Raw genomic sequence first — 22310 nt, 5'->3', positions numbered from 1 at the left:
TGTAGGGAACTGTTGACATGTCCATCCGTGACTGATGGGCTACCGAGCGTCCCCCCACGACGCAGTACTGACCACTTCTTTACTGGGGGGACACATGTCTCGCGCGGGGCGACGGGTTCGCTCACGAAGAACCATCGGAGCCGCAGTCGTCGGGGTACTGCTGGGAGGCTTGGCCCCCGCTGTTCCCCATGCGGCCGCAGCAATCCCGACGGCCACGGAGACGGCATCGCAGCCACCCACCGAGGAGCAAAAGGCACTCTCGGAAGCCAAGAAGGCCGGCAAGCGTGTGGAGGTCACCGGACAGCGCACTGAACACACAACGGTGTTCGCCAACCCGGACGGCATGACCTTCACACTGGAGGAGTCGGCCGTTCCGGTGCGGGTCGAGGCTTCGGGCGGCGGCTGGCAGAAGCCGGACCCGACGCTGGAGAAACGATCCGACGGAACGATCGCCCCGAAGGCCGCGGCGGTGGAGATGTCCTTCGCCAACGGTGGCGATGGTTCCGATCTCGTGAGCATCTCCGAGGATGGACGCTCCCTCTCCTTCGACTGGCAGGGCAAACTGCCCACCCCTGAACTGGCCGGCCCCAGCGCGTTGTACCGCGAGGTCCTACCCGACGTCGACCTCCAAGTCACCGCGACCGTTGAGGGATTCCAGCACGTCTTGGTAGTCAAGACGCCGAAGGCCGCACAGCTCCCGGAGCTCAAGCAACTGGACTTCGGCCTACGGGCGCGGGGCCTCGAGGTGCGCGCCGACAAGGGCGGCAGTCTCGACGCTGTGGACGCAGAAGGAAAGGCCGTGTTCCGCGCGCCGCCCGCCCAGATGTGGGACTCCTCAGGCGAAGCCTCGGCCAAGGCGCAGGAGGCCAAAGCGCCTGGAGCTGCGAACGCCGCCGAGCCGAAGCGGAAGGGTTCCGGCAACGATCCGGAACAAGACCCAGCCACAGACCCTGGACCGGGCGACAAGGTCGCCCGGATGAAGGTCAAGGTCCACTCGAAGAAACTCTCCGTCATCCCGGACAGCTCCATGCTGCGGGAAACAGACGAAGCCGCATTCCCTCTGTACATCGACCCGACTGTGACGTGGGGAGAGTCCGAGCGCACGCTGCTTCGATCCGACGGCTACGAGGACTACGCCTGGGGTAACGGGAGCAACAACCACGGCGAAGGCGTGGGCAAGTGCGGTACCTACAACGGGTACTACTGCGGCCCCGGGTACCGGCAGCGTCTCTACTTCGAGTTCTCTCCCTCGGAGTTGGCTGGAAAGCACATCCTCGACGCCACGTTCCGGGTGACCCAACCGTGGTCGTTCACCTGCACAGCGCACACGGTCCAGCTCTGGCGCACGAACAACATCTCGTCCTCCAGCACCTGGCCGGGGCCCAAGCACCTGGACATGATGGGCGACCGTTCCGTGTCGGCCGGTCGGGAAAGCCTGTGCAGCCCCTCTCAGCCCGATGCGCCCACCGAGTTCCACGACAACCCGAGCGAGACCAACGAGAACCTGACGCCTACGGTGCGAGACTTCGCCAGCGGAAAGTTCTCTCGCTTCACCTTGATGTTGAAGGCCGCAGACGAGTCCAACACGGGGGCTTGGAAGCGCTTCAGGAACGACGCAGTCCTGGCCGTTGACTACGTCGGCAAGCCGGCCCGGCCAACGAACATCGGCCTTGTCACGGGTGCTGGCACAGTGTGCGAAACGGAACTGACGGAACCCGCCATTTCCGCTGACCCGTCTCCGACCTTGACAGCGACGCCGCAGACCGAGCGGGGCGGTGAAGAAGAAGCGCAGCTTCGTGTTTATTTCGACGTTGATCAGCGCAACAGCGACGGCTCATGGTCCGACTCGCCAGCTTCTAACGGCGACCTGCGGCCGTCCAGCGGATACGTGGGAGACAACGCGAAGGTCACCATGTCTTGGCCCACCCTCGCCGAAGGCCCTCTATACCGATACAGGGCATGGACCAGGTCCTACTACGCGGGTGGACACCTAGATGGACCTTCCAACGCATCCGGCACTGGGTGGTGTTACTTCGAAGTCGACCCGACAGCACCGGAAGCTCCGTCTCTTTCGCTGAGAAGTCCGTATACCGAGTGTGACACCAACGAGTGCGAAGCACATGGTGGGCCAGGTATCCCAGCTCGAATCATGATCAGCGCATTCTTTCCTCCTGACGTTGATTACTCGGCCTATCAGTATAAAGTTAGTGGGAGTGACTCTTGGAATTCCTCTGAGAAGGTGTGCAGTGTCAGCGGCTTCACGTATTGTCGCCCGGGGGCGATAGTCACACCGGAGCGCTCTGGAACGCAGCGTGTCTATTTTCGACAGAGGGACTCGCTGGGGCGATGGGGTGAGCATGCCGTTCTTGACTTCTTGGTGGCCGCAGGAGAGGGGCCCGTAGCTCGGTGGCACCTCAGCGAAGGACAAGGCGCCGCGCAGAACTCGACGAGCGCCGGCACCCATGACGCCACCCTCCAAGGCGGAGCCGTCCGGAACGACCGTGGGCGGCGCGGAACGTTGACGCACGATTCCTCGGGAACGCCGCTGGATGTTCCGGTGACCGACCGAGGGTTGGACCTGAACGGCACCACAGCTTATGCGGCCACCGACGGCCCGGTGCTGGAGACCAGGTCGGCGTACACCGTGTCGGCATGGGCTCGCTTGGAGTCGACCGCCGAGGACGCCGCAGTCCTATCGCAGGACGGAACGTCGTACAGCCCATTCGTCCTCGCCTTTGACGACGGTCACGGCCACTGGTTGTTCGGTGTTCGAGAGGCCGACGCACCAAGCCAGGAGGGCGACTACTGGGGTGTGGCGTCGGACTACCCGGCGAGGACCGGCGTGTGGACGCACCTGGCTGCCACGTACGACGCAGGCACCGGGAAGGTCAGCTTCTATGTGAACGGTGTCCTGCAGGGCACCAACACGGCAGCGGGGTCTTGGTCAGCGGAAGGCGCTCTCCAGATCGGCCGTTACCTTTCCGGGGGCGGGCACCGCGGTTACTTCAACGGTTCCATCGATGAGGTGGCGGTGTGGCAGCGTGCGCTCACCAGTCAGGAGATCGCCGACGAGGCCCGCCTGCTGACCTCCGATCAGTACGCCGGGGCTGAGCTCGTCGCAGCATGGAACCCTGCCAATGCCACCGGAACCGCGGTGTCCGACACGCAGTCCGGTTACGGACACACGCTCACTCTCTCCGGAGGAGCATCTCTGGATGGGGAGTCGATCGTCCTGGACGGTGTGGACGACGCTGCGTCCAGCCCGGGACCATTGGTCGACAGCACCGGCTCTTTCACGGTCACCACCGCGGTGGCCTTGGACGCGGAGAGGCTGAGTGCCAAGTCCACCGGCTTCACCGGCCAGGTGCTGGGCCAGCGCACGGCCGACGGTTCCGCCTGGGGCTTCTGGTTCGAGATGACCGGAAAAGAGACGGTGCTCGACGACAACGGAAACGAAAGTACCGTTCCTGTCGGTGTCTGGCATTTCGGCCGACTCAACAGCGACGGCACGTTCAGCTCCGTGAAATCGGACCAAGTCGCGGAGATGAACGCCACGACACGGCTCACCGGTACCTACGATGCCCAGGCCGGCACGATCAGCCTGTACCTCGGTCATAACCAGAACGGTGACGACAAGGGGTTCACAGCAAAGCTGGGATCCGCGGATCTCGCCATCGGCCGCGGTTTCAGCGACGGCGTCTGGAAGCACCACCTGCCGGCCCGTGTCTCGGATGTCCGCATCTGGGTGGGCGCTATGGCAGGTGTCGAGCAGGTCCGTACGACGGTAGGCGACTAACGGCCTTCCTCTTGTGGTGGCGGCGTGGACCGCGCCGCCACCACTGCACTGTTCTTTTCTTCTACGGTCATGGGTGGGGAACCGAAGCCATGCGAATAGTCCGACGTGCGTCAAAGCCGACTCTCGTAGCAGTGATGGCAATGTCGTTGCTCGCACCGACTGTCGCCACGGCCGAGGCTCAGGGGAAGAACGGTGGGCTCGGTCGCCCTGATCTGCCGGAGCATCGGGTCAGCAACGTCAAGGCTGTGGAGGGCCTTGCTGCGGAGCAAGCCCGCGCCCAGGTCTCGAAGGACCGAAAGGCCAACGAGAAGCAGGCTGCGAAGGCGAAAGCAGAACAGAATGTGGCCTGGCCAAGAGCGGGACAGGGCACCTTGAACTTCGACACGTCGGGCAAGGATTCCGTCAAGCCGGGGGGATTGCCCGTCACGATTGACGTGGCCAAGGGAGATCCCGAAAGCGGACGGATCACCGTCCTGAGCCGTAAGAAGGCGGAGCAGGTCGGCGTTGACGGCGTGCTGCTGACCGCAGAGGTTGCCGATGCCGGCACCGCCAGGATCGAGATCGACTATGGCGAGTTCGCCGGGGCTTACGGCGGTGGGTGGCCCAATCGACTCCGGCTCGTCACGTTGCCATCCTGCGTGCTCACGACACCGGAGAAGGAGCAGTGCCGGAAGATCACCGAGCTCGACTCCCGGAACAACGTCTCGGAGCGATCGGTATCCGCCGACGTATCGCTGGACGCAAGCAAGCAGGGCCAGGTAGCGCAGCTCGGCGGCAGTGGCGACGTCACCGTCCTGGCCCTTACATCGAGCGCGACCTCCACATCCGCTTCAGGCGAGTCACCCGCAGGCAGTGGGGACTACTCAGCGACACCGCTTGCAGAGTCCGCCTCCTGGGAGGCGGGGAGTAGCTCCGGTGCCTTCACCTGGTCGTACGACTTCACCATGCCGCCGGCAGCGGCTGGACCGACTCCAGCGCTCTCGCTGGCCTACGACTCGGGCAGCGTGGACGGCCGGACGGCGACGACCAATAACCAGGGCACAGCGGTAGGCGAAGGCTTCTCCCTCACGGAGTCGTACATCGAGCGCTCCTACGTGGCTTGCGACGATGACGGCCACGACGATGTCTACGACCGCTGCTGGAAGTACGACAACGCGCAACTTGTGCTCAACGGCCAGGCGAACCGCCTGGTGAAGGACGACGACAGCGGTGCATGGCACCTGGCCAACGACGATGCCTCCAAGGTCACCCGACACACCGGGGCTGACAACGGCGACGACAATGGTGAGTACTGGACCGTTGTCACCGGGGACGGCACCAAGTACGTGTTCGGACTGCACAAGCTTGACGGCGCCGGGGAGCAACGCACCAATTCGACCTGGACCGTGCCTGTCTTCGGGGACGATGCCGGAGAGCCGGGATACTCGAACGGCGGTGCCTTCAAGGATCGTTCCTTGACCCAGGCGTGGCGCTGGAACCTCGACTATGTCGAGGACACCCACGGAAACGCCATGACGTACTGGTATGCCAAGGAGACGAACCACTACAGAAAGAACAAGGCAGAGACGGCCAACGCATCCTACGTCCGCGGCGGGTACCTGAAGGAGATCCGGTACGGCCAGCGCGCGGGTGCGCTCTTCACCGATGATCCCGACGCCAAGGTCACCTTCTCGCATGCGGAACGTTGCACGGTGGGGGACTGCGCGGAGCTGACAGAAGATACGGCGAAGAACTGGCCGGACGTTCCGTTCGATGCCATGTGCTCCAGCGGTGACAGCTCCACCGACTGCAGCGCGACGGGGCCGGCCTTCTTCAGCCGCAAGCGCGTAACGGGCATCTCGACGTTCTCGTGGTCGGCACCTGACGGCTCCTACGACCCCGTGGACTCATGGACGTTGAAGCAGGACTACCTCGATGGCGGCGACATCGGGGACACGACGGACCACGTCCTCGTGCTGAAGTCGCTGGAGCGTACGGGCAAGACTGGCACAGCCGTCTCGGTGAACCCGGTCACCTTCACCTACCAGATGCGCCCGAACCGTGTGGACGCAACAGACGACATCCTTCCGCTCACCCGGCCGCGCGTCTCCACAGTGACCTCGGAAACCGGCGCGATCACCACGGTGACGCTGTCGAATCCTGAGTGCCGACGTAGCGAGGTCATCGACGCCGCCGAGGACACCAACACCCGCAACTGCTATCCGCAGTACTGGCACATCAACGGTGCGCAGGAAGCGTCAGTCGACTGGTTCCACAAGTACCGTGTACTCGCAGTCACTGTTTCCGACCCCACGGGGCACAATGAGGCAGTCGAGCACGCGTACTCCTACTCCGGGGCAGCATGGCGTCACAACGATGACCCGCTCATCTCAGCCGACGAGCGGACGTGGTCGAACTGGCGCGGATACCGACAGGTCACGGCCTACACCGGAGCTGAGAGCACCACTCGCTCCCGGGTTACCTCCGTGTACTACCAAGGCAAGGACGGAGACAAGAGAGCCGACGGCTCGACCCGATCCGTCGACCTACCGCCCCTGGCATCTCCGGCTCTCGGCATCCCGACTGTCGCCGACAGCGCAGCCTATGTCGGGCGTCTGCGCCAGCAGGTGACCTACAACGGATCGACACCGATCTCCGTCGTGGTGAACGACCCATGGAGCAGGGAAACCGCACGGCAGGACGTACCGTCTGCTGCTGACCAGGTTGCTCGCTATGTGCGGACCGAGCGCACAGCGACTCACACGCACCTCACCGCTGCGCAGTCCTGGTGGGAGCGAGCCCAGACGACATCCTTCGATGACCACGGCATGCCCGTGAAGGTCAGCGACTCGGGCGAGGTGGGCAAGTCCGGAGACGAGACCTGCACGCGAACCTGGTACGCACGCAACGCCAGCCGCGGCATCACGTCGCTGCCTTCCCGCACCCGTACCGTGGGGAAGGCATGCTCGGTCTCCGAGACGGGGCTGAGCCTCCCCTTGACCACCGCTACCCGCGGGGACGTACTCGCCGACGTGGCTATGGTCTACGACGACCCCGAAGCGACAGCTTGGGCGCCCGGTCAAAAGCCGACCAAGGGCGCCGTGACGTGGACTGGGCGGGCAACCGGATACTCAGCAATCATCGGCCTCGACGGTGAGCGGGATGTCACGGGATGGCAGACGACCAAGCGTGTCACTCACGATGCCCTGGGTCGTGTTGTCTCTGCTACCGACGCCGCAGGAAACACGGGGACCACGGCCTACACGCCAACCAGCTCGGGCCCGCTGACTCGCACCGTCACGACGAACGCCAAGGGACACAAGGAGTACGTGTTCCTGGACCCACGGCGTGGGCTGCCGTTGCGGACATACGACGCGAACATGAAGAAGACCGAGCAGACGTACGACGCTCTCGGTCGGCTCACCGCCGTCTGGCTTCCGAACCGCAGCAAGGGAGCCGGGTACAGCGCCAATCTCAAGTTCGGGTACCACCTCAGCAGTACTCAGCCGTCTGCCATCTCCACTTCGTCGCTTCAGGCTGACGGGAGCTCTTACACCACCAGCTACGAGATCTACGACGCTCTGCTGCGGCCTCTCCAGACGCAGAAGCCGACCCCCGTGGGTGGTCGCCTGCTCACCGACACGCGCTACGACAGCAGGGGGCTGGCCTACGAGACATACGCAGACATATTCGACAGCACCGCCACCCCGAACCAGACGTATACGCGAGCCGAGTACGGGGAGGCGCCGAAGCAGACCGCCGTCGCCTTCGACGGAGCAGGCAGGGAGACGAGCTCCTCTCTGTACACCTACGGTGAAAAGCGTTGGTCGACCGTGACGACGTACACCGGCGACTCCTCGGCGACGACAGCCCTTGACGGGGGCTCTGCTCGTCGCACGATCACCGATGCCCTCGGCCGCACAACGGAGATTCGCGAATACTCGAGTGAGAGTCCCGCGGACAGCGCATACGGAACTGGGCCCGGCGTCGCCTACACGTCGACGAAGTTCATTCACTTCCTCGACGGTCAGCAGGCCACCATCACCGGCCCCGATGGCGCGACGTGGACGTACTTCTATGACCTCTTCGGCCGTCAGACGGTCTCGAACGACCCGGACAAGGGCGAGGTGAAGACCGAGTTCGACGCTCTCGACCAGGCGATCAAGGTCACGGACGCCCGCGGCGACGTCATCCACACCGCCTACGACGAACTCGGGCGTGCGACCGGCACCTGGTCGGGTACGAAGACCGATGCGAACCAACTGACGTCACAGACGTACGACACGGTGCTCAAGGGCCACATCAGCGCATCGACCCGCTACCTCGGGGGGAAGAACGGGCAGGCGTACACAAAGGAGGTCACCGAATACGACAGCTTGAACCGACCAATCACTCGGCAACTCCACCTCCCGACATCCGACCCCCTGGTCATGGCGGGCTCCCCATCCACTCTGACCTTCGAGTCCCACTACAGCATTGACGGGAATCTCAAGAGCGCGACCGAACCCGCCCTCGGCGGCCTTGCCGCTGAGTCCGTCGAATACGACTACACGGACCTCGGGCAGGTCCAGGGCGTCGGCGGAGCAACCGGCTACCTTCTCCACGCCGACTACTCGGCGAAGGGTCAGCTACAGCAACTGACGCTGGGCACAGCCAACACGGAGGCACACAAGAAGGCCTACGTCACCAACACGTACGAGGAGGGGACGGGCCGACTCCTACGAAGCCACGTGACGGACCAGACCCACCCGTACATGCTCCAGGATCTCAACTACCGTTTCGATGACGCCGGTAACGTCACATCGATCGCCGACCCCACGCACCTCGGCAACACCAGCGCAGCGGAAACCCAGTGCTTCGCCTACGACGGCTACCGTCGTCTGACCCACGCCTGGACGCCGACGTCCCAGGACTGTCAGGCAGAGCGCAGTGCCACAAGCCTCACCGGTCCCGCGCCGTACTGGACCAGCTACACGTACAACGACGCCGGCCTCCGCACCTCCGAAACCCAGCACAAGGTAGGCGGCTCGGAGAAGACGACGTACTGCTACGAGGGAGACCAGCCGCACGCGCTGTCCGGTACGAGCACCACAGCGGACTGCTCAACCCCAGAGCGCAGCTACGCCTACGACGTCACCGGCAACACCACCGGCCGCCCGGGAGAGACCGCCGCACAGGAGCTGAGCTGGTCCGAGGAAGGCCAGCTGACGAAACTGACCGAGGGCGATACCTCCACGGACTACATCTACGACGCCGATGGCACGCTCTTGGTCCGTGACACCGAGAACGGCGAGCGCGTCCTCTACGCGGGTGCCACGGAGCTCCACCTCCGGGCGAACGGTGACACCTGGGCTCAGCGCTACTACCGAGCCGGCGACCTCACTGTGGCTGTCCGCAGCAATGAGTCGGGGGAGCAGAAGGTCTCGTACCTCGCAGGTGATCACCACGGCACCTCCAGTCTCGCCATCGACTCCGAGACCCAGGACTTCGCCAAGCGGTACATGACCCCCTTCGGCGCGGAACGAACCGGCGGCGCGGTAGGCGCCTGGATCGACGACAAGGGCTTCCTGGGCAAGACGACCGACAAGAGCACCGGCCTGACGCACGTGGAAGCTCGTGAATACGATGTGAACACAGGCATGTTCATATCGGTAGATCCCCTTTTGGAAATCGATAAGCCGCAGACACTCAACGGCTACAGCTATAGCATCAACAACCCGCTTACCTTCTCCGACCCAACTGGTGAAGGACTTGCTTGTGGTTTCAACGGACTGCCAGCCTGTCCGACCCGCCCTGACGGAAGTCGAGGGAATGGTCGTCCGAACGAAGCCGTCGACTACAGCAAGCCGATTCCTCCGCATCCGTGCAATAGTAATTGCGGTGGTGGGGGTAGAGGTACGCACCCCGAGGGGTCTGTCGTGGACGTAACCAAGGAAAAATTCTTTGGTGAATCGCTAGACGACGACACCTATGAATTTTTGCGGGATATGGGCTACAAGGGTTCGCGTTCCTTCACTATCGCGGAAGCGGCGGAGTTGGCTCTCTCGGAAGACTCGGGTACCGCCTATACAACCCTCTGTAGAATGCAAGGCAGGGATCCCTTGAGTTGCCAGGCTGATATGGTCGAAGCTTTCGCTGGGGATAGCTTCATCAAGAGGCATAAGCGTGACTTGGTGGCCGGCGGAATCCTCGTCGCTGGCGGGGTAGCTGCCGCTTTCTGTCCAGCAACGGCGGGTATGACTTGTCCGATTGCGGCAGGTGCCGTCTCGGGTGCCGGTGCCTATGCGGCCACGAGTGCTGGAACAGAGAATTGGAGTACCGGAAAGTTTGTCATCTACGGGGTAGCTGGCGGGGCTACGAATGGCGCGGGTGCCTACCTTGTGTCTCTGGTGAAGAATGGCAAGACTGTCTCTGCTGCGCGCGTCACTTCCCTCGAGGGGCGTCACATTCAGCTCCAGCTCGAGGTGACGCAAATGGAGCTGACCACTGTGAGGATGGTGGAGTATGCGCGAAAGCAGGGGATTGTTGAATAGTGCTCGACGGTGCGGAGTTAGGTGATATCTTGATTGCGAAGTACTTGAAGCTTCCGCGTGCTACTCGGATTTGCGTAATGGCAATTTCGATAATAGTGGCATATATTGCGTGCAAGCCGCTGCCGCCGTTTGCTGAGATTTTGATCCCCATGTCGATAGGTGGCCTACTTGGTGCGGCGGCTCGAGACTTTCCAGAGAGGGGAGACTCTACTTGACCATCCCTTCGTGGCGTAGGGACCGTGGCCGCGGGAGAAGTTGGGCGTCGTGGCGAGAAGAGGCGGAAGTTCGACGCGAAGTTCCCAGAGGGGACGTGCGGATCGTTTCCGAGGGAGGGAAGCCGGAGCGCACGTCGCGAAGGGCGATGGGCCTGTACTGCTCGACGCTGAGGCTCAGCTGAGCAAGTACCGCCAACTGCTCGACCGCATGGAGTCCATCGGCCTGGACGCCCGTAAGTCCCGGGACGTCATCCACGACATCATGAAGAGTCTCTGAGGGGGGGACAACGTGAACGAGGTGACCTGGCAGAAGTCGTCCTACTGCGCGGAGGGCAACAACTGCGTCGAAATAGGGGACGGCACTGACGGACGCGTCGTCGTGCGGGAGTCCGCGGAGGGGGCGCGCATGCTCCACACCTCGCGCGAGCGGTTCGCCGCGCTCCTCCCTGCCGTACGGCAGGGACGCCTCGACCTGTAGGCGCAGCATCACCGGGGCACCGACGCGCGAGCGGGGCGGGGCGCGGGGCCGGGCGTTCCCTTCGAGGTGAACGCAACGTCGAGAGGGCTGCATGGGAGCTCGCCAAGCTCCTGACTGGAGTTCACCGCCTGCCGACGGGGGTTTGAGTAACTGCGAGGAGTGGGATGCGGGGGCGTATGGAAGAGGAACTTGAGCTCTATGAGCGCCGGGCGCGGAGAGCGGAGATAGCGGCGTGGATCGTGATCGCCGTCTTCGCCGTTCTGTTGTGCCTGGTCGTCTTCGTGGCAGTTGTTGTGTTGTTCCTCGTGGTCGCCCTCTTCGGGGCGGCGGCCCCCAAGTAGCGTCGACGACGCAGAGGTCAGGCGGCCGACTGTCGGCTACGGCGTTCGGGAGGCTGTTGTCGGCCTTCGCCCGGCCGTCTGCTCTACCAGGGGTGGCGGTACCAGCGTCGGTGCACCGCTGGTTCGACGCACAGTACGGCGGCGCCTGCGACCGCGCCGACCAGAAGGGCGGGCCCGCCACCGTTGATGAGCGCACCGAGGCAGGCTGCGGCGAGAACGAGTGGCCGCAGCAGGGTCAGCGGACCGAGGCCGATCACCATGGCGAGCGTGCTGGCGCGGAACGGCAGGGTGAAGTAGGCGGCGAGCGCCAACAGCACGGCGGTGGCGTACACGGTGAGCGGGAGCAGGTAGCCGAGGCCGCCGGCGGTCAGAAGGCTGTACGTCTGCTCCTGGTCTCCCGCGGTCAGCAGCAGAAGGGTGGCGGTCAGCGTGGGGGCGAGCAACAGGACCGCCCCGACGCCGAGCCCGCGCAGGGCGGCTCGGGTGCTGGCCCGCCGCTTGCGGATGCGGGCGTCGCTGCCCGTGTAGGCACGAAATCCGCTGAACGCCGCATCGACCAGACCGAGGATCAGAAGCGGTATGGCGGGTGTCATCGGCCGGCCTCGGCGAGGTGTTCCCCACCGACGAGACGGCGGGCGTTCCGTCCGAGGGCCCGGCGGAACGGTTCCTCCAGCCGTGGGCGCACCCCGATGATCGGGCGCAGCGTGGTGCAGAACGGATTGGCCGAGCCGCGGGGCTCGTACAGCAGTGCGCGGATGCCCGGTACCGCGGCCGCGTTCAGCAGCGATTCGTCGCTGTGGGCGCGCCGTGCGGAAACGACGCCGTCGTGTCGGCCGAGAGGGTGGCGCATCCGGGCCCGATGGAACACCCAGGCGCCGACGGGTGCGAGACGGGTTGCGGCGATGTCGAAGTGGCAGAAGGCGTGCGCCTCTGAGACGGCCTGCGCGTGGAAGAAGTCGGTCAGAGCGGAACCACGGAAGTGGTGCAGCACGCCGGTGGAGACGTAGACGGTCGCGGCCTCGGGGAGGTCGAAGGCGTTGCCGTGGACGAAGCGGCAGCCGAGCCGCTCTTCACGGGCGAGACGGTCCGCTTCGCCGACGAGCGCGGCGTCGAGGTCGACCCCGACCAGCTCGACGTCCGCGCCGAGGGCCCGCGTCGCCGCCAGCCAGCGGACCAGGTAGCCCAGGCCACAGCCGACGTCGACCAGGCGGTACGGCCCGGGCTGCCCGGTGGTCTCCCGGATCGCGGTGAAAAGCGGGCCGAGGATGTGGACCAGGCGCTCGCCGATCCGAAGCTCCTCGCTCAGGCGCTGGAGCTCGGTGTGCACACCGATGAGCAGGCGGTCCACGGCGTGGGGGTCGAGTACTCCGGCCTGATCTGTGGGCAGCCCGGCGACCAGCCGGGCCGCGCGCTCGTCTCCGCTCTCGCGGAGCTGCTGAACTACGGCTGTGCGCCGGACCGGGAGCCGGTCGCCGCTGTGGGGATCCACCGCCGTGATCAGGTCGGATATCTCGAGCAAGTGCACGAGGCAGAACCTTACGGCCTGCCTCGGCCGGCTCGGCGGGTCAGCTGCCCCGGCGCTCAAGCCGTCCGGTCGGCGCGTGCGGTCGGCGCGTCCGGGCGGCTCTTCCGGAGAGACGTGGGGCAGGCGCTCTCCGAGGCCTGCCCCGGCCCGGCTCCCTGGGGTGGTCAGAGCGTCGGCATGGCGGTGCCGAGCAGGTTGGTGGCGGTGCCGAGGGCGTTGGGGAGCTGGGAGTCGCCGTCCTCGTTGACGAGGTCGACGAGGGCGCTGCGTTCGCCCTGCACGGTGGGGGTGGTGAGGCGGGCACCGGGGGTGGTGAGGTCGGTGAAGCCGGTGTCGCTGGTGGCGGGGTTGGTCAGGGGGAGGTCCGCGCTCAGGGCCGGGGTGGTGGTGCGCAGGGCCTCGCTGCCGGTGGACAGTTGGGCCGCCGTGCCGTCGAGGCCGGGTACGGGGGCCTCGGCGGTGAGGGCGGGGGAGTCCAGGATGGCGCCGAGCTCGGGGACGGCCGGGACGGTGACGCGCTCGTCCTGCATGAGCGGCGGCAACGTGGGCGTGGTCAGGGGGGAGGACGGGACGGTCGCGAAGACCGTGGGGGCCTCCGCCACGGGCAGCGCCGTCTCGACCGACTCCAGGGGGACGTTGACGGGTACCGGCACGCTGCTGTTGTCGGCGGCCGCCGCCTGGGCGGCGGGCGTGAGTGCGCTCGCCGCGCACATCGACAGTGCGGCGAATGTGCCCTGCTTGGAGATCTTCATGGCCGTCTTCGTCCTCTCAACGCCGTGCTACGCGAATTCCCCCGTCTCTCCGGTGACAACGACGCGGACCGCCGCGCCAGTGCGCACCTCCACCCGAACGGCTGACCTTTGCCCCCGCCCAGGCGGGTGTGGGGCTCGGTTACGGGGCTGCGGGGCGGGCGGTCCGGGCGCCCGGGGCGCGGTCGGCCCCTGGGGGGCCGGGGGCCGACCGCGGGAGGAGTGACCGGGCTGCTGTCCCCTGCCGTCCGGTCACCCGGGCCGGAGCGCGGTCCCATGGCGGGCCGCCCTCGTGGGGCGGGCACGCCGCACGCTCCGGTGTGGGCCGTCCCGCGAGCCGCCGGGCGCCCGGCGGGCATCGGGGACACCTCGGACAACGAAGGCCCGGCGGGGCGGGTCACGCACCGTACGGGTGATGGGGCGGGCAGGGCTCAGACGCGGCCGCGGCTCAGTTCGAGCAGGGTCATCGCGAGGGTCGTGCCGTGGCCGCCGAGCTCGGCGCGGAAGCGGGCGAGGATCTCCATCTCGCGGGAGAGGTGGACGCGGCGGCCGCCGCCGGCGATGCGGGCCTCCTGGATGGCGGCGGAGACGGCCATGCGTTCCCGGACGAGGGCGATGATCTCGGCGTCGAGGCTGTCGATGCGTTCGCGGGACGCCGCGATCTCGGCCTCGGGGGAGGCGGGGGCTGTGGTGTCGCTCACGGTGGTCGCGGTGCTCATGGAAGGGCTCCTTCGTGCTGGGGAGCCCCGGCCCGTCCTCGGCCCGGGTGGGTGGGGAACGCACAGGCGCCCCGGGCCTTGATCGGCCCGGGGCGCCTGTTGGGGTCTGTGGTGTCGCCTACGCGCGACGACGGTCGACCTGAGGGCAGCCGGACGGGCCGGTGCCATAGGTAAACCAGAAGCGCGGGTGCATAGGCATGCGGCCAGTATGCCACGGTGGGTGCCGTGCGGCGTCGGTAGAATGGGGGAACATTCCTCCCTGCTCCACCGCCGAAAGGCCGTCTCGTGGCTTCAGTGCCCACCCCGCCGGACGTCGTTCTCGTCGTCGACTTCGGCGCGCAGTACGCCCAGCTCATCGCCCGCCGCGTGCGCGAGGCCCGCGTCTACAGCGAGGTCGTGCCGTCGACGATGCCGGTCGACGAGATGCTCGCGAAGAACCCGAAGGCGATCATCCTGTCCGGCGGCCCCTCGTCGGTGTACGCGCAGGACGCGCCGCGGATCGACCGGGCGCTGTTCGAGGCCGGGGTGCCGGTCTTCGGCATGTGCTACGGCTTCCAGCTCATGGCGGAGGTGCTGGGTGGCACGGTGGACAACACCGGGGCGCGGGAGTACGGGCGCACGCCGCTGACCGTCTCCAAGCCCGGGTCGACGCTCTTCGAGGGCACGCCGGTGGAGCAGAGCGTGTGGATGTCCCACGGTGACGCCTGCTCGGCGGCGCCGGAGGGCTTCACGGTGACGGCGTCCACCGACGGCGTGCCCGTCGCCGCGTTCGAGAACGACGAGCGCAGGCTCTACGCCGTCCAGTACCACCCCGAGGTGATGCACTCCACGCACGGGCAGCAGGTGCTGGAGCACTTCCTGTACCGGGGCGCGGGGCTGGCTCCGAGCTGGACGGCCGGGAGCATCGTGGAGGAGCAGGTCGCCGCGATCAGGGCGCAGGTGGGCGGCAAGCGTGCCATCTGCGGGCTGTCCGGCGGGGTGGACTCGGCGGTGGCCGCGGCCTTGGTGCAGCGGGCCATCGGTGACCAGCTCACCTGCGTGTACGTCGACCACGGCCTGATGCGCCAGGGGGAGACGGAGCAGGTGGAGAAGGACTTCGTCGCGGCCACGGGTGTGCAGCTCAAGGTCGTGGACGCGGAGAAGCGGTTCCTGGACGCGCTGGCGGGCGTCAGCGACCCGGAGCAGAAGCGCAAGATCATCGGCCGGGAGTTCATCCGGGTCTTCGAGCAGGCGCAGGCGGAGCTGGTCGCGGAGGCCGGTGAGGAGGGCGCGGAGGTCGCCTTCCTGGTGCAGGGCACCCTCTACCCGGACATCGTGGAGTCCGGCGGCGGCACCGGCACGGCCAACATCAAGTCCCACCACAACGTGGGCGGGCTCCCGGAGGACCTGGAGTTCGAACTGGTGGAGCCGCTGCGGCAGCTCTTCAAGGACGAGGTCCGGATGGTCGGCCAGGAGCTGGGGCTGCCGGAGGAGATCGTCCAGCGGCAGCCGTTCCCCGGCCCCGGGCTGGGCATCCGCATCGTCGGCGAGGTCACCAAGGAGCGCCTCGACCTGCTGCGCGCCGCGGACGCCATCGCCCGCGAGGAGCTGACGGCGGCGGGGCTGGACCGGGAGATCTGGCAGTGCCCGGTGGTGCTGCTCGCGGACGTGCGTTCGGTGGGTGTCCAGGGTGACGGCCGCTCCTACGGCCACCCGGTCGTTCTGCGCCCGGTGTCCTCGGAGGACGCCATGACGGCGGACTGGTCGCGGCTGCCCTACGACGTCCTGGCGAGGATCTCGACCCGGATCACGAACGAGGTGCCGGACGTCAACCGCGTCGTCCTGGACGTGACGAGCAAGCCGCCGGGCACCATCGAGTGGGAGTGAGCGGGGCGGCCCCGGGGCCGCTTCGCACCGTCCCCGCCGGGGACGTGTTGGCCGTCGCCGTCGCCCGCCGAGCGGGCGGCGGCGACGGCGTTTTCGCTGGTGTATCGTTCCCGGGTCAATCGATAAGTAGTTACTGGCTGTTGTGGTGAGGTGTGCGGTGTCGCTGGGTCGAGTGGTTCGTTTCGACGACGTGCGCGGGTACGGGTTCATCGTTCCGGATGAGGGTGGCGAGGACATCTTCATGCACGCGAACGACCTTCAGGACGAGAAGCACCTGTACAAGCCGGGTACGGTCGTGGAGTTCCGCCTCGGGCACGGAGACCGGGGGCCGAAGGCGTCCATGGTGAGCATCGTCGAGTCCGACGGGGGGCCGCGGAGCGCCGTCGGCCAGCCCGCCTCCGACCGGGTCGCCCAGGCCGCCTACGCGGCCGAGGCCGACGACGACGTCATGTGCGACGTGCTGTCGCCGACCGAGTTCCGACAGGAGCTGACCGAGGCGCTGCTGGACGCGGCGCCGACGCTGACCGGCGGACAGATCCTCGCCGTGCGGCAGCGGCTGGAGCGGCTGGCCCGCGGCCACGGCTGGCTGACCGCCTGAGCCGTCCCGGACTCTCACCCGGTCACGACCCGGGGTGGCGGCCTGTTCGCCGCGGCCCCGGGTCGTCGCGTGGGTGCCCGGCGGAGCCGGCCGCCGACGGTCGTGGCGGGGTCGTGGCGGGGACGAGGCGCGCACGAGTAGGGGTCTTAGGGGGTTCTGCCGGGCCGGGCCCGAGCCGTACTGTGGTGATCACGCTCAAGGGCAGCACGCCCGGTGATCAGCAGGAGAAAGGGCTCCGTCATGTCGGCCGCATCCGGTAAGCACGACACCTGGTTCCGCAGGTTCCAGTCGGCGTCCTCGGGCGCCGTGAAGCTGGTCGCGCTGCCCCACGCCGGTGGTTCCGCCCCGTACTTCCTGCCGCTGGCCCGCGCGCTGGCGCCGGAGCTGGACGTCCTGTGCGCGCAGTACCCGGGCCGCCAGGACCGCTACCGCGAGCCGCTCGTGGAGAGTCTCGACTCCCTCGCCGACCAGCTCTACGAGGCGCTGACGGCCGAACCGCCCCAGCAACTCGTGCTGTTCGGGCACAGCATGGGCGCCATCCTCGCCTTCGAGCTGGGTCGGCGCGTCGAGCGCGACGGGGGTGGCGAGCTGCTCGGTGTCATCGCCTCCGGACGCCGAGCCCCGTGCCGGCACCGCGAGGAGACGGTTCATCTGCGCGACGACGACGGTCTCGTCGCCGAGATCCGCGAACTCAGCGGCACCGACCCGGGCGTGTTCGACGACGAGGAGCTGCTGCGCATGGTGCTGCCCGCCCTGCGCGCCGACTACCGGGCAGTCGAGACCTACCGCTACCAGCCGGGCGAGCCGCTGCGAGCGCCGATCAGCACGCTGACCGGCGAGAGCGACACCCGGGTGACGCTGGAAGAGGCCCGCGCCTGGGGGGAGTTGACCAGCGGTCCCTTCCAGTTCCGCTCCTTCCCCGGCGGGCACTTCTACCTCAACAGCCAGCAGGCGGCCGTCACGGAGGCCATCCGGGAGAGCGTCGCCGCCTTCCGCCTGGCCGCCGCGTCGGCCAAGCACTGACGAGGGCGGGCCGAACAGGGTGGACCCGGCCGCCGGACGCGTGAGCGCACTCGTCCGGTGAGCCGAAGGCGACCCGTCACGCGGAACTCGACCGCGAGGCAGGCCCACAGCGTCCGGCGCCGTCCAGCGCCGGACGGCAGATACCACCCCTGAGCGCAGGGCAGCGGCCCCTTCCCCGCCGCGCCCTGCCACCTCTGGGGGTCACGCCCCCGGACCCCCAGGGGCGGGAGCCCGGCGGACGGCACGCCCCGCCACCGCCGGGCCCCGCCCGAACCCGAGCCGGGGTCGGCCGCTGGTGCCGGCGGACCGGGTCAGCCGTCCAGCCTGGGCACACCCGACCGCACGGAGGACAGCCGGGTGGCCAGCTCCGTGCGCTGCTTGACGTCCAACTTCCGGTACACCCGCGTCAGATGCTGTTCGACGGTGCTGACGGTGATGAACAGCTTGCTGGAGATCTGCCGGTTGGTGTGTCCCTGCGCGGCGAGCGCCGCGACGCGCCGCTCGGCGCGGCTGAGACCGGTGCCGGTGCTGTTGGCGTTGCCGCTGCTGTTGGTGTTGCCGGCGCCGGGGGACTTCGCGTCGTCGCCGGAGTGCTGCCGTCCGCCGCGGGGCCGTGGGCACAGGGGGAGGTCGGCGGCGGCCCGGGCCGTGCGCTGCGCGAGCGCGGGCGAACCGGTGCCCTGCGCCAGCTGGCCGGCTCGCTGGAAGTACGGGCGCGCCCCGGCGTCGTCCCCGGCCACGCGGAGCGCCTGCCCGGTGTCGGCCAGGGCGCGGGCCAGCTCGATACGGTCGCCGCAGGCCTCCAGCAGTTGGACGGCCTGGGCGCGCAGCCCCCCGCCCCGCTCGGGCGGCACCAGCCCGGCGAGCACGCGCAGGGCCATGCCGCGGGTGCGGTCGTCCACGCTCTGCCGGACGTCGAGCTGCTCCTCCAGCAGCCGGACGGCCGCGCAGTGGTCGCCGAAGGCCAGGTGGACCCGGGCCAGTTCCAGCCGCCACGGCACGAGCGTCGCGGTGTCCATCCGCCAGGTCGTGACCTCCTTGCCGCACCGGTGCAGGTCGTCGGCGGCGGCCCGGCGGCGTCCCGTGGCCAGGTGGTAGCGCGCGCGGGCGAGGAGGTAGTGCAGGCCGAGCGGGGTACGGAACGACTCGGCCGGTACGGGCTTGGCCAGCCAGCGTTCGGCCTCGCCGTGGCGGCCCGCCTCCGTCGCGGCTCCGATCAGGGTGCTCAGGGGGCCGGCCACGGCCACCGCCCACGCCTGCGGGGTGAGCACGGTCAGCGCGGTGCGGGCGTGCTCCTCGGCGTCCCCGAGAGCGCCCAGGCGCAGCTCCGCCTCGGCGTGGATGGCGTGCAGGACGGCCTTCCAGCTGGGCGCGTAGCCCACGGAGGGGCGGCCCAGCAGTACCCGAGTCCAGGTGACGACGAGGTCCGGGCGCCCGGCGTAGAGCATGGCCAGCAGCGGCGCGGCGAGCGGGCCGAGCGCCCCCTCGTCGGCCGTGTAGCGCTGGATCATCACCTCGGCGTTGCCCACCGTGTCGTGCCGGGCCCGGTCGGGGGTCAGCGTGTCGGCGAGCAGCGTCATGGCGTCCAGGTGCCGGCCGGTCGTGGAGGTCGCGGTGCCGGCGTCGGCCACGTGCCGGGCGTCGGCGCGGGCCTGCGGGTAGCGGTCGGGGTGGACGAGCGAGATGAGCAGGCGGGCGGCGTCGAGCCGGGCCCGTACGTCGGGCGCGGGGTGCGCCCGGGCCGCGACGGCGCGCACGATCCGGCAGGCGGTGTCCGGCCGACCGTGCCACAGCAGCGTTGGCACGGCGCCGACGGCCTCGGGCCCGTACCGCTGGTCGGCCATCGTGCCCGTGTCCGTGTCCGCGCCCGTGCCCGTGCCCGTGCCCGTGCCCGTGCCCGTGCCCGTGCCCGTGCCGGTGTCCGTGGCCTCCGCGTCGTCACCGGGGCCGTCGGCGTCCCGGCCGGGTGCGGTCAGGGCGCCCAGGTCGGTAGCGGCCGCGAGGGGGTTGATCTGCCACCGGGAGCGCAGCAGAAGCGTGTCGGCCTCCGTCCAGCGGGAGCCCGGGCGCGCCGCGCCACGGGCCAACCGCAGGCAGGCACCGGTGACATCGGGGCGCCCGGCGTCCAGCGCCTGGGCGGCGGTCTCGTGCAACGCCGCGTCGGCCCAGGCGGGTTCGGCCCAGTCGGCGCTGACGAGGTGCGCGGCGACGACCCCGGGCTCGGCACCGTACTCGTGCAGGACCTCGGCGGCGCGGCGGTGCAGGCGGAGGCGCTCCTCCGTCGACAGGTCGGCCAGGACGGCGTCGACGATGCGCGGGTGGCCTAACCCGTCGGACGAGACCAGACCTGAGCGCCGCAGCAGCCGCAGGGACTGGGTGGTGAACTCGGGGCTGAGGCCGAGGAGCCTGCCGAGCACGGGCAGCGGGGTCGGCCTGCCCAGCACGGCCAGGGCCTGTGCGGCGCCGCGGACTTCGGGCTCGTGGCGGTACAGGCAGCGCAGGACGGCCTGGTCGAACGTGCCGTGGAGGGCGGAAACGGGGAGGGGCTGGACGTCGGAGACGGCCGACGCCTCCGAGGGCGGGGGCGGCGCGGTGCAGGACTCGTCGAGGAGCGCACGCATCAGCAGGGGGCTGCCGCCCGTCAGCGTCGGTGCCTCCCGGACGACGCTGTCACGTGCCTCGGACGGAACCGGGTGGATCCGCGCCAGTCGGGACAGGGCGGCGTCCGTCAACGGTTCGAGGCTGATCCGGGAGACGTGCGGTTGGCTGAGGAGCTCGGCCCGGAACTGCGGGTGCTGGGTGCGCAGCATCGGCGACTCGGTCAGGAGGACCATGATGTGCTTGTGCCGCAGCCGCCGTATCGCGTACAGGAGGCACCGCAGGGAAGCGGCGTCGGCATGGTGGACGTCGTCGATCGTGACGACGAGCGGCAGCGGCCGGGCGAGGTCGAGCAGCGAGGTGAACAGGCCGTAGGCGGCGGAGGTGGCGGTCGGCGGCGGGGAGCCGGGCGCGGGCGGGTGGAGCGCGTCGTCCTCGGGAGTCCCGGGGGGCGAGGTGGTGAGCGCGAGGTGGCGTACGACGGTGGCGGCCTTGCGGGCCGAGGCCCGCTCCAGCCCGGAACTGTCGATGAGCTGGTCCATCACGCCGAAGGGCAGATGGCGTTCGACCTGCGAACCGGTCGCACTCATCAGATGGCCTCGCCCGCCGGTCACCTGGGCGACGAAGGCTTCCAGCAGGGCTGTTTTCCCGCTGCCGACGGCACCGCTGATCAGGCATACCCGGCCGCCCTGCGACTCGGTACAGGTGTCGAATGCCGTGCGCAACTGTGCAAGCTGCGCTTCCCGCTGTATCAGAACCACTCGCGTCTATCCCCCTTGAACGCGATGACATGGAATGAACCAACGTTTTCAGTTGTCTCTGCAGTTGTTCTCGCCGGGCTCTTACGGTCGGGCTGTTCTGGCCTGGCTGTACTCGCCGGTCTGTGGGTGCTGTGCACGGACCGACGGTGGACGGGGCGCGGGCCCACCGGTCGAGGCGGTGCGTGGGAAGGCGGGGCCACGGCTCCGGCTTCCTCCGTGCCGGGTGCGCGTACCGGCCGGTGTGCTGGCGGTGTTCCGGCGCCGCGACGGTGGCCCGTGCCCGCCCCCTGCGGGCCGGCCGTGATGTCGGCTGTCGTGGCTGTCCGCGTCGGTCGGGCCGATCGGGTCCATCGGGTTGGTCGTGGTTCCCGCCCGGCGGGGCGGGAGTATGCCGCGTGTTCCGGTGATCGTCCGGAACGGGCGCCGATGGATGAACAGGGCAGGTGTGTAAGGCTGTCGGACGACCGAGGGAGCCATGGGGCGCTTCCGGGAAGCACCGCCCGCACCAGGCGTTCGCGCTCTCGAGGACCACCTCCACACTCGTCGTCCCTCGGCGTTCCGGTGCGTGACGCACGGGCACACCGGTACAACGCGGGGTCGGATTCTCGCCAACGGCGCACAGCTTACAGCCCGGTTTTCTCCAGCAGCCGTACCGCTGCGTTGCCGGAGTGAGGCAGTCTCCGGATCGGCAGCACGCCAGGAATCCACCATTCCGACCCTGTTCGGCCCGGCAGGAGTTGACAAGGCGTCATCTCTCAACAAGCCCGGTGGGCCCACTCCGGGCGACACGTCCGCCTCCGACACCCCCCAACGGCGGGTGACCCCCTCCCCGGCAGAGCGGCGGCCGTGCCGCGGACAGGGGGGACGCGGGCGCCGTGAGGTTGGGGGTTGGTGGCCCGATGCCCGCTCAACAGAATCGGACCACGTCACGGATGCGGAACACCCCTTCGAGGAGCGGCACATCGGGGACGGGCAACGGGAAGGACCCCACCCGCGTCGACGAAGCCCACTCACGGCGTGGTGCTCGGTGGCGGACTCGCCGGAATGCTCGCGGCCCGCGTGCTCCGGCGGCACCTCGACGGTGTCACCGTCATCGACCGCGGCGAACTGCCCCACGGACCCGTCCCGC

General features: G+C 68.4%; 12 protein-coding genes. 7 read left to right on the top strand and 5 right to left on the bottom strand.

The annotated features are described in order from the left end of the window. The first annotated feature begins 94 nt into the window (after positions 1 to 94). From HPT28_RS07835 to HPT28_RS07820, 4 genes are all read left to right on the top strand, one after another. On the top strand, positions 95 to 3796 hold the full coding sequence (locus tag HPT28_RS07835; RefSeq protein ID WP_219090227.1) for a LamG domain-containing protein: 3702 nt from the start codon (positions 95 to 97) through the stop codon (positions 3794 to 3796). 134 nt (positions 3797 to 3930) lie between these two features. Next, on the top strand, positions 3931 to 10308 hold the full coding sequence (locus HPT28_RS07830) for an RHS repeat-associated core domain-containing protein (RefSeq protein WP_219090269.1): 6378 nt from the start codon (positions 3931 to 3933) through the stop codon (positions 10306 to 10308). Positions 10309 to 10812: 504 nt separating this feature from the next. Further along, positions 10813 to 11001 carry a DUF397 domain-containing protein gene (locus tag HPT28_RS07825; RefSeq protein WP_219090226.1) on the top strand — a complete coding sequence of 63 codons (189 nt, stop codon included), beginning with the start codon at positions 10813 to 10815 and terminating at the stop codon, positions 10999 to 11001. Between the two features lie 176 nt (positions 11002 to 11177). After that, a complete protein-coding gene (locus tag HPT28_RS07820) occupies positions 11178 to 11342 on the top strand; it encodes a hypothetical protein (protein ID WP_219090225.1) in 165 nt (54 codons plus the stop codon). An 83-nt stretch (positions 11343 to 11425) separates the two neighbouring features. On the opposite strand, the gene HPT28_RS07815 is transcribed toward HPT28_RS07820, so the two are convergent. The 4 genes from HPT28_RS07815 to HPT28_RS07800 form a co-directional block, all read right to left on the bottom strand. Beyond that, positions 11426 to 11935: a hypothetical protein gene (locus HPT28_RS07815; RefSeq protein ID WP_219090224.1), complete on the bottom strand. Its 510-nt coding sequence runs from the start codon at positions 11933 to 11935 to the stop codon at positions 11426 to 11428. After that, complete coding sequence (locus tag HPT28_RS07810) at positions 11932 to 12867, bottom strand: class I SAM-dependent methyltransferase (protein ID WP_219090223.1); 936 nt, start codon at positions 12865 to 12867, stop codon at positions 11932 to 11934. The genes HPT28_RS07815 and HPT28_RS07810 overlap by 4 nt, the downstream gene beginning before the upstream one ends. Before the next feature lie 164 nt (positions 12868 to 13031). Further along, complete coding sequence (locus HPT28_RS07805; protein WP_219090222.1) at positions 13032 to 13619, bottom strand: hypothetical protein; 588 nt, start codon at positions 13617 to 13619, stop codon at positions 13032 to 13034. A gap of 428 nt (positions 13620 to 14047) precedes the next feature. Next, entirely contained in the window at positions 14048 to 14335 is a 288-nt protein-coding gene (locus tag HPT28_RS07800) for a chorismate mutase (RefSeq protein WP_219090221.1), read from the bottom strand. Positions 14336 to 14620: 285 nt separating this feature from the next. Here HPT28_RS07800 and guaA point away from each other — a divergent pair, with 285 nt between their 5' ends. The 3 genes from guaA to HPT28_RS07785 all read left to right on the top strand — a co-directional run bounded on the left by guaA (position 14621) and on the right by HPT28_RS07785 (position 17822). Continuing rightward, positions 14621 to 16201, top strand: a complete 1581-nt coding sequence (guaA, locus tag HPT28_RS07795) for a glutamine-hydrolyzing GMP synthase (RefSeq protein ID WP_219090220.1) — start codon at positions 14621 to 14623, stop codon at positions 16199 to 16201. Between the two features lie 157 nt (positions 16202 to 16358). Continuing rightward, positions 16359 to 16799, top strand: a complete 441-nt coding sequence (locus HPT28_RS07790; protein WP_219090219.1) for a cold shock domain-containing protein — start codon at positions 16359 to 16361, stop codon at positions 16797 to 16799. Between the two features lie 240 nt (positions 16800 to 17039). Beyond that, positions 17040 to 17822, top strand: a complete 783-nt coding sequence (locus HPT28_RS07785) for a thioesterase II family protein (RefSeq protein ID WP_219090218.1) — start codon at positions 17040 to 17042, stop codon at positions 17820 to 17822. A 311-nt stretch (positions 17823 to 18133) separates the two neighbouring features. Here HPT28_RS07785 and HPT28_RS07780 read toward each other — a convergent pair whose 3' ends face one another. Then, positions 18134 to 21181 (bottom strand): AAA family ATPase, encoded by a 3048-nt coding sequence (locus HPT28_RS07780; RefSeq protein ID WP_308119124.1) that lies wholly within the window; start codon positions 21179 to 21181, stop codon positions 18134 to 18136. Between the last annotated feature and the right edge of the window lie 1129 nt (positions 21182 to 22310).

The sequence above is a fragment of the Streptomyces sp. JJ38 genome (assembly GCF_019303475.1).
Taxonomy (GTDB): Bacteria; Actinomycetota; Actinomycetes; order Streptomycetales; family Streptomycetaceae; genus Streptomyces.
The sequence above is the reverse complement of the archived record's forward strand: the minus strand, read 5'-3'. Positions and strand labels throughout refer to the sequence as shown.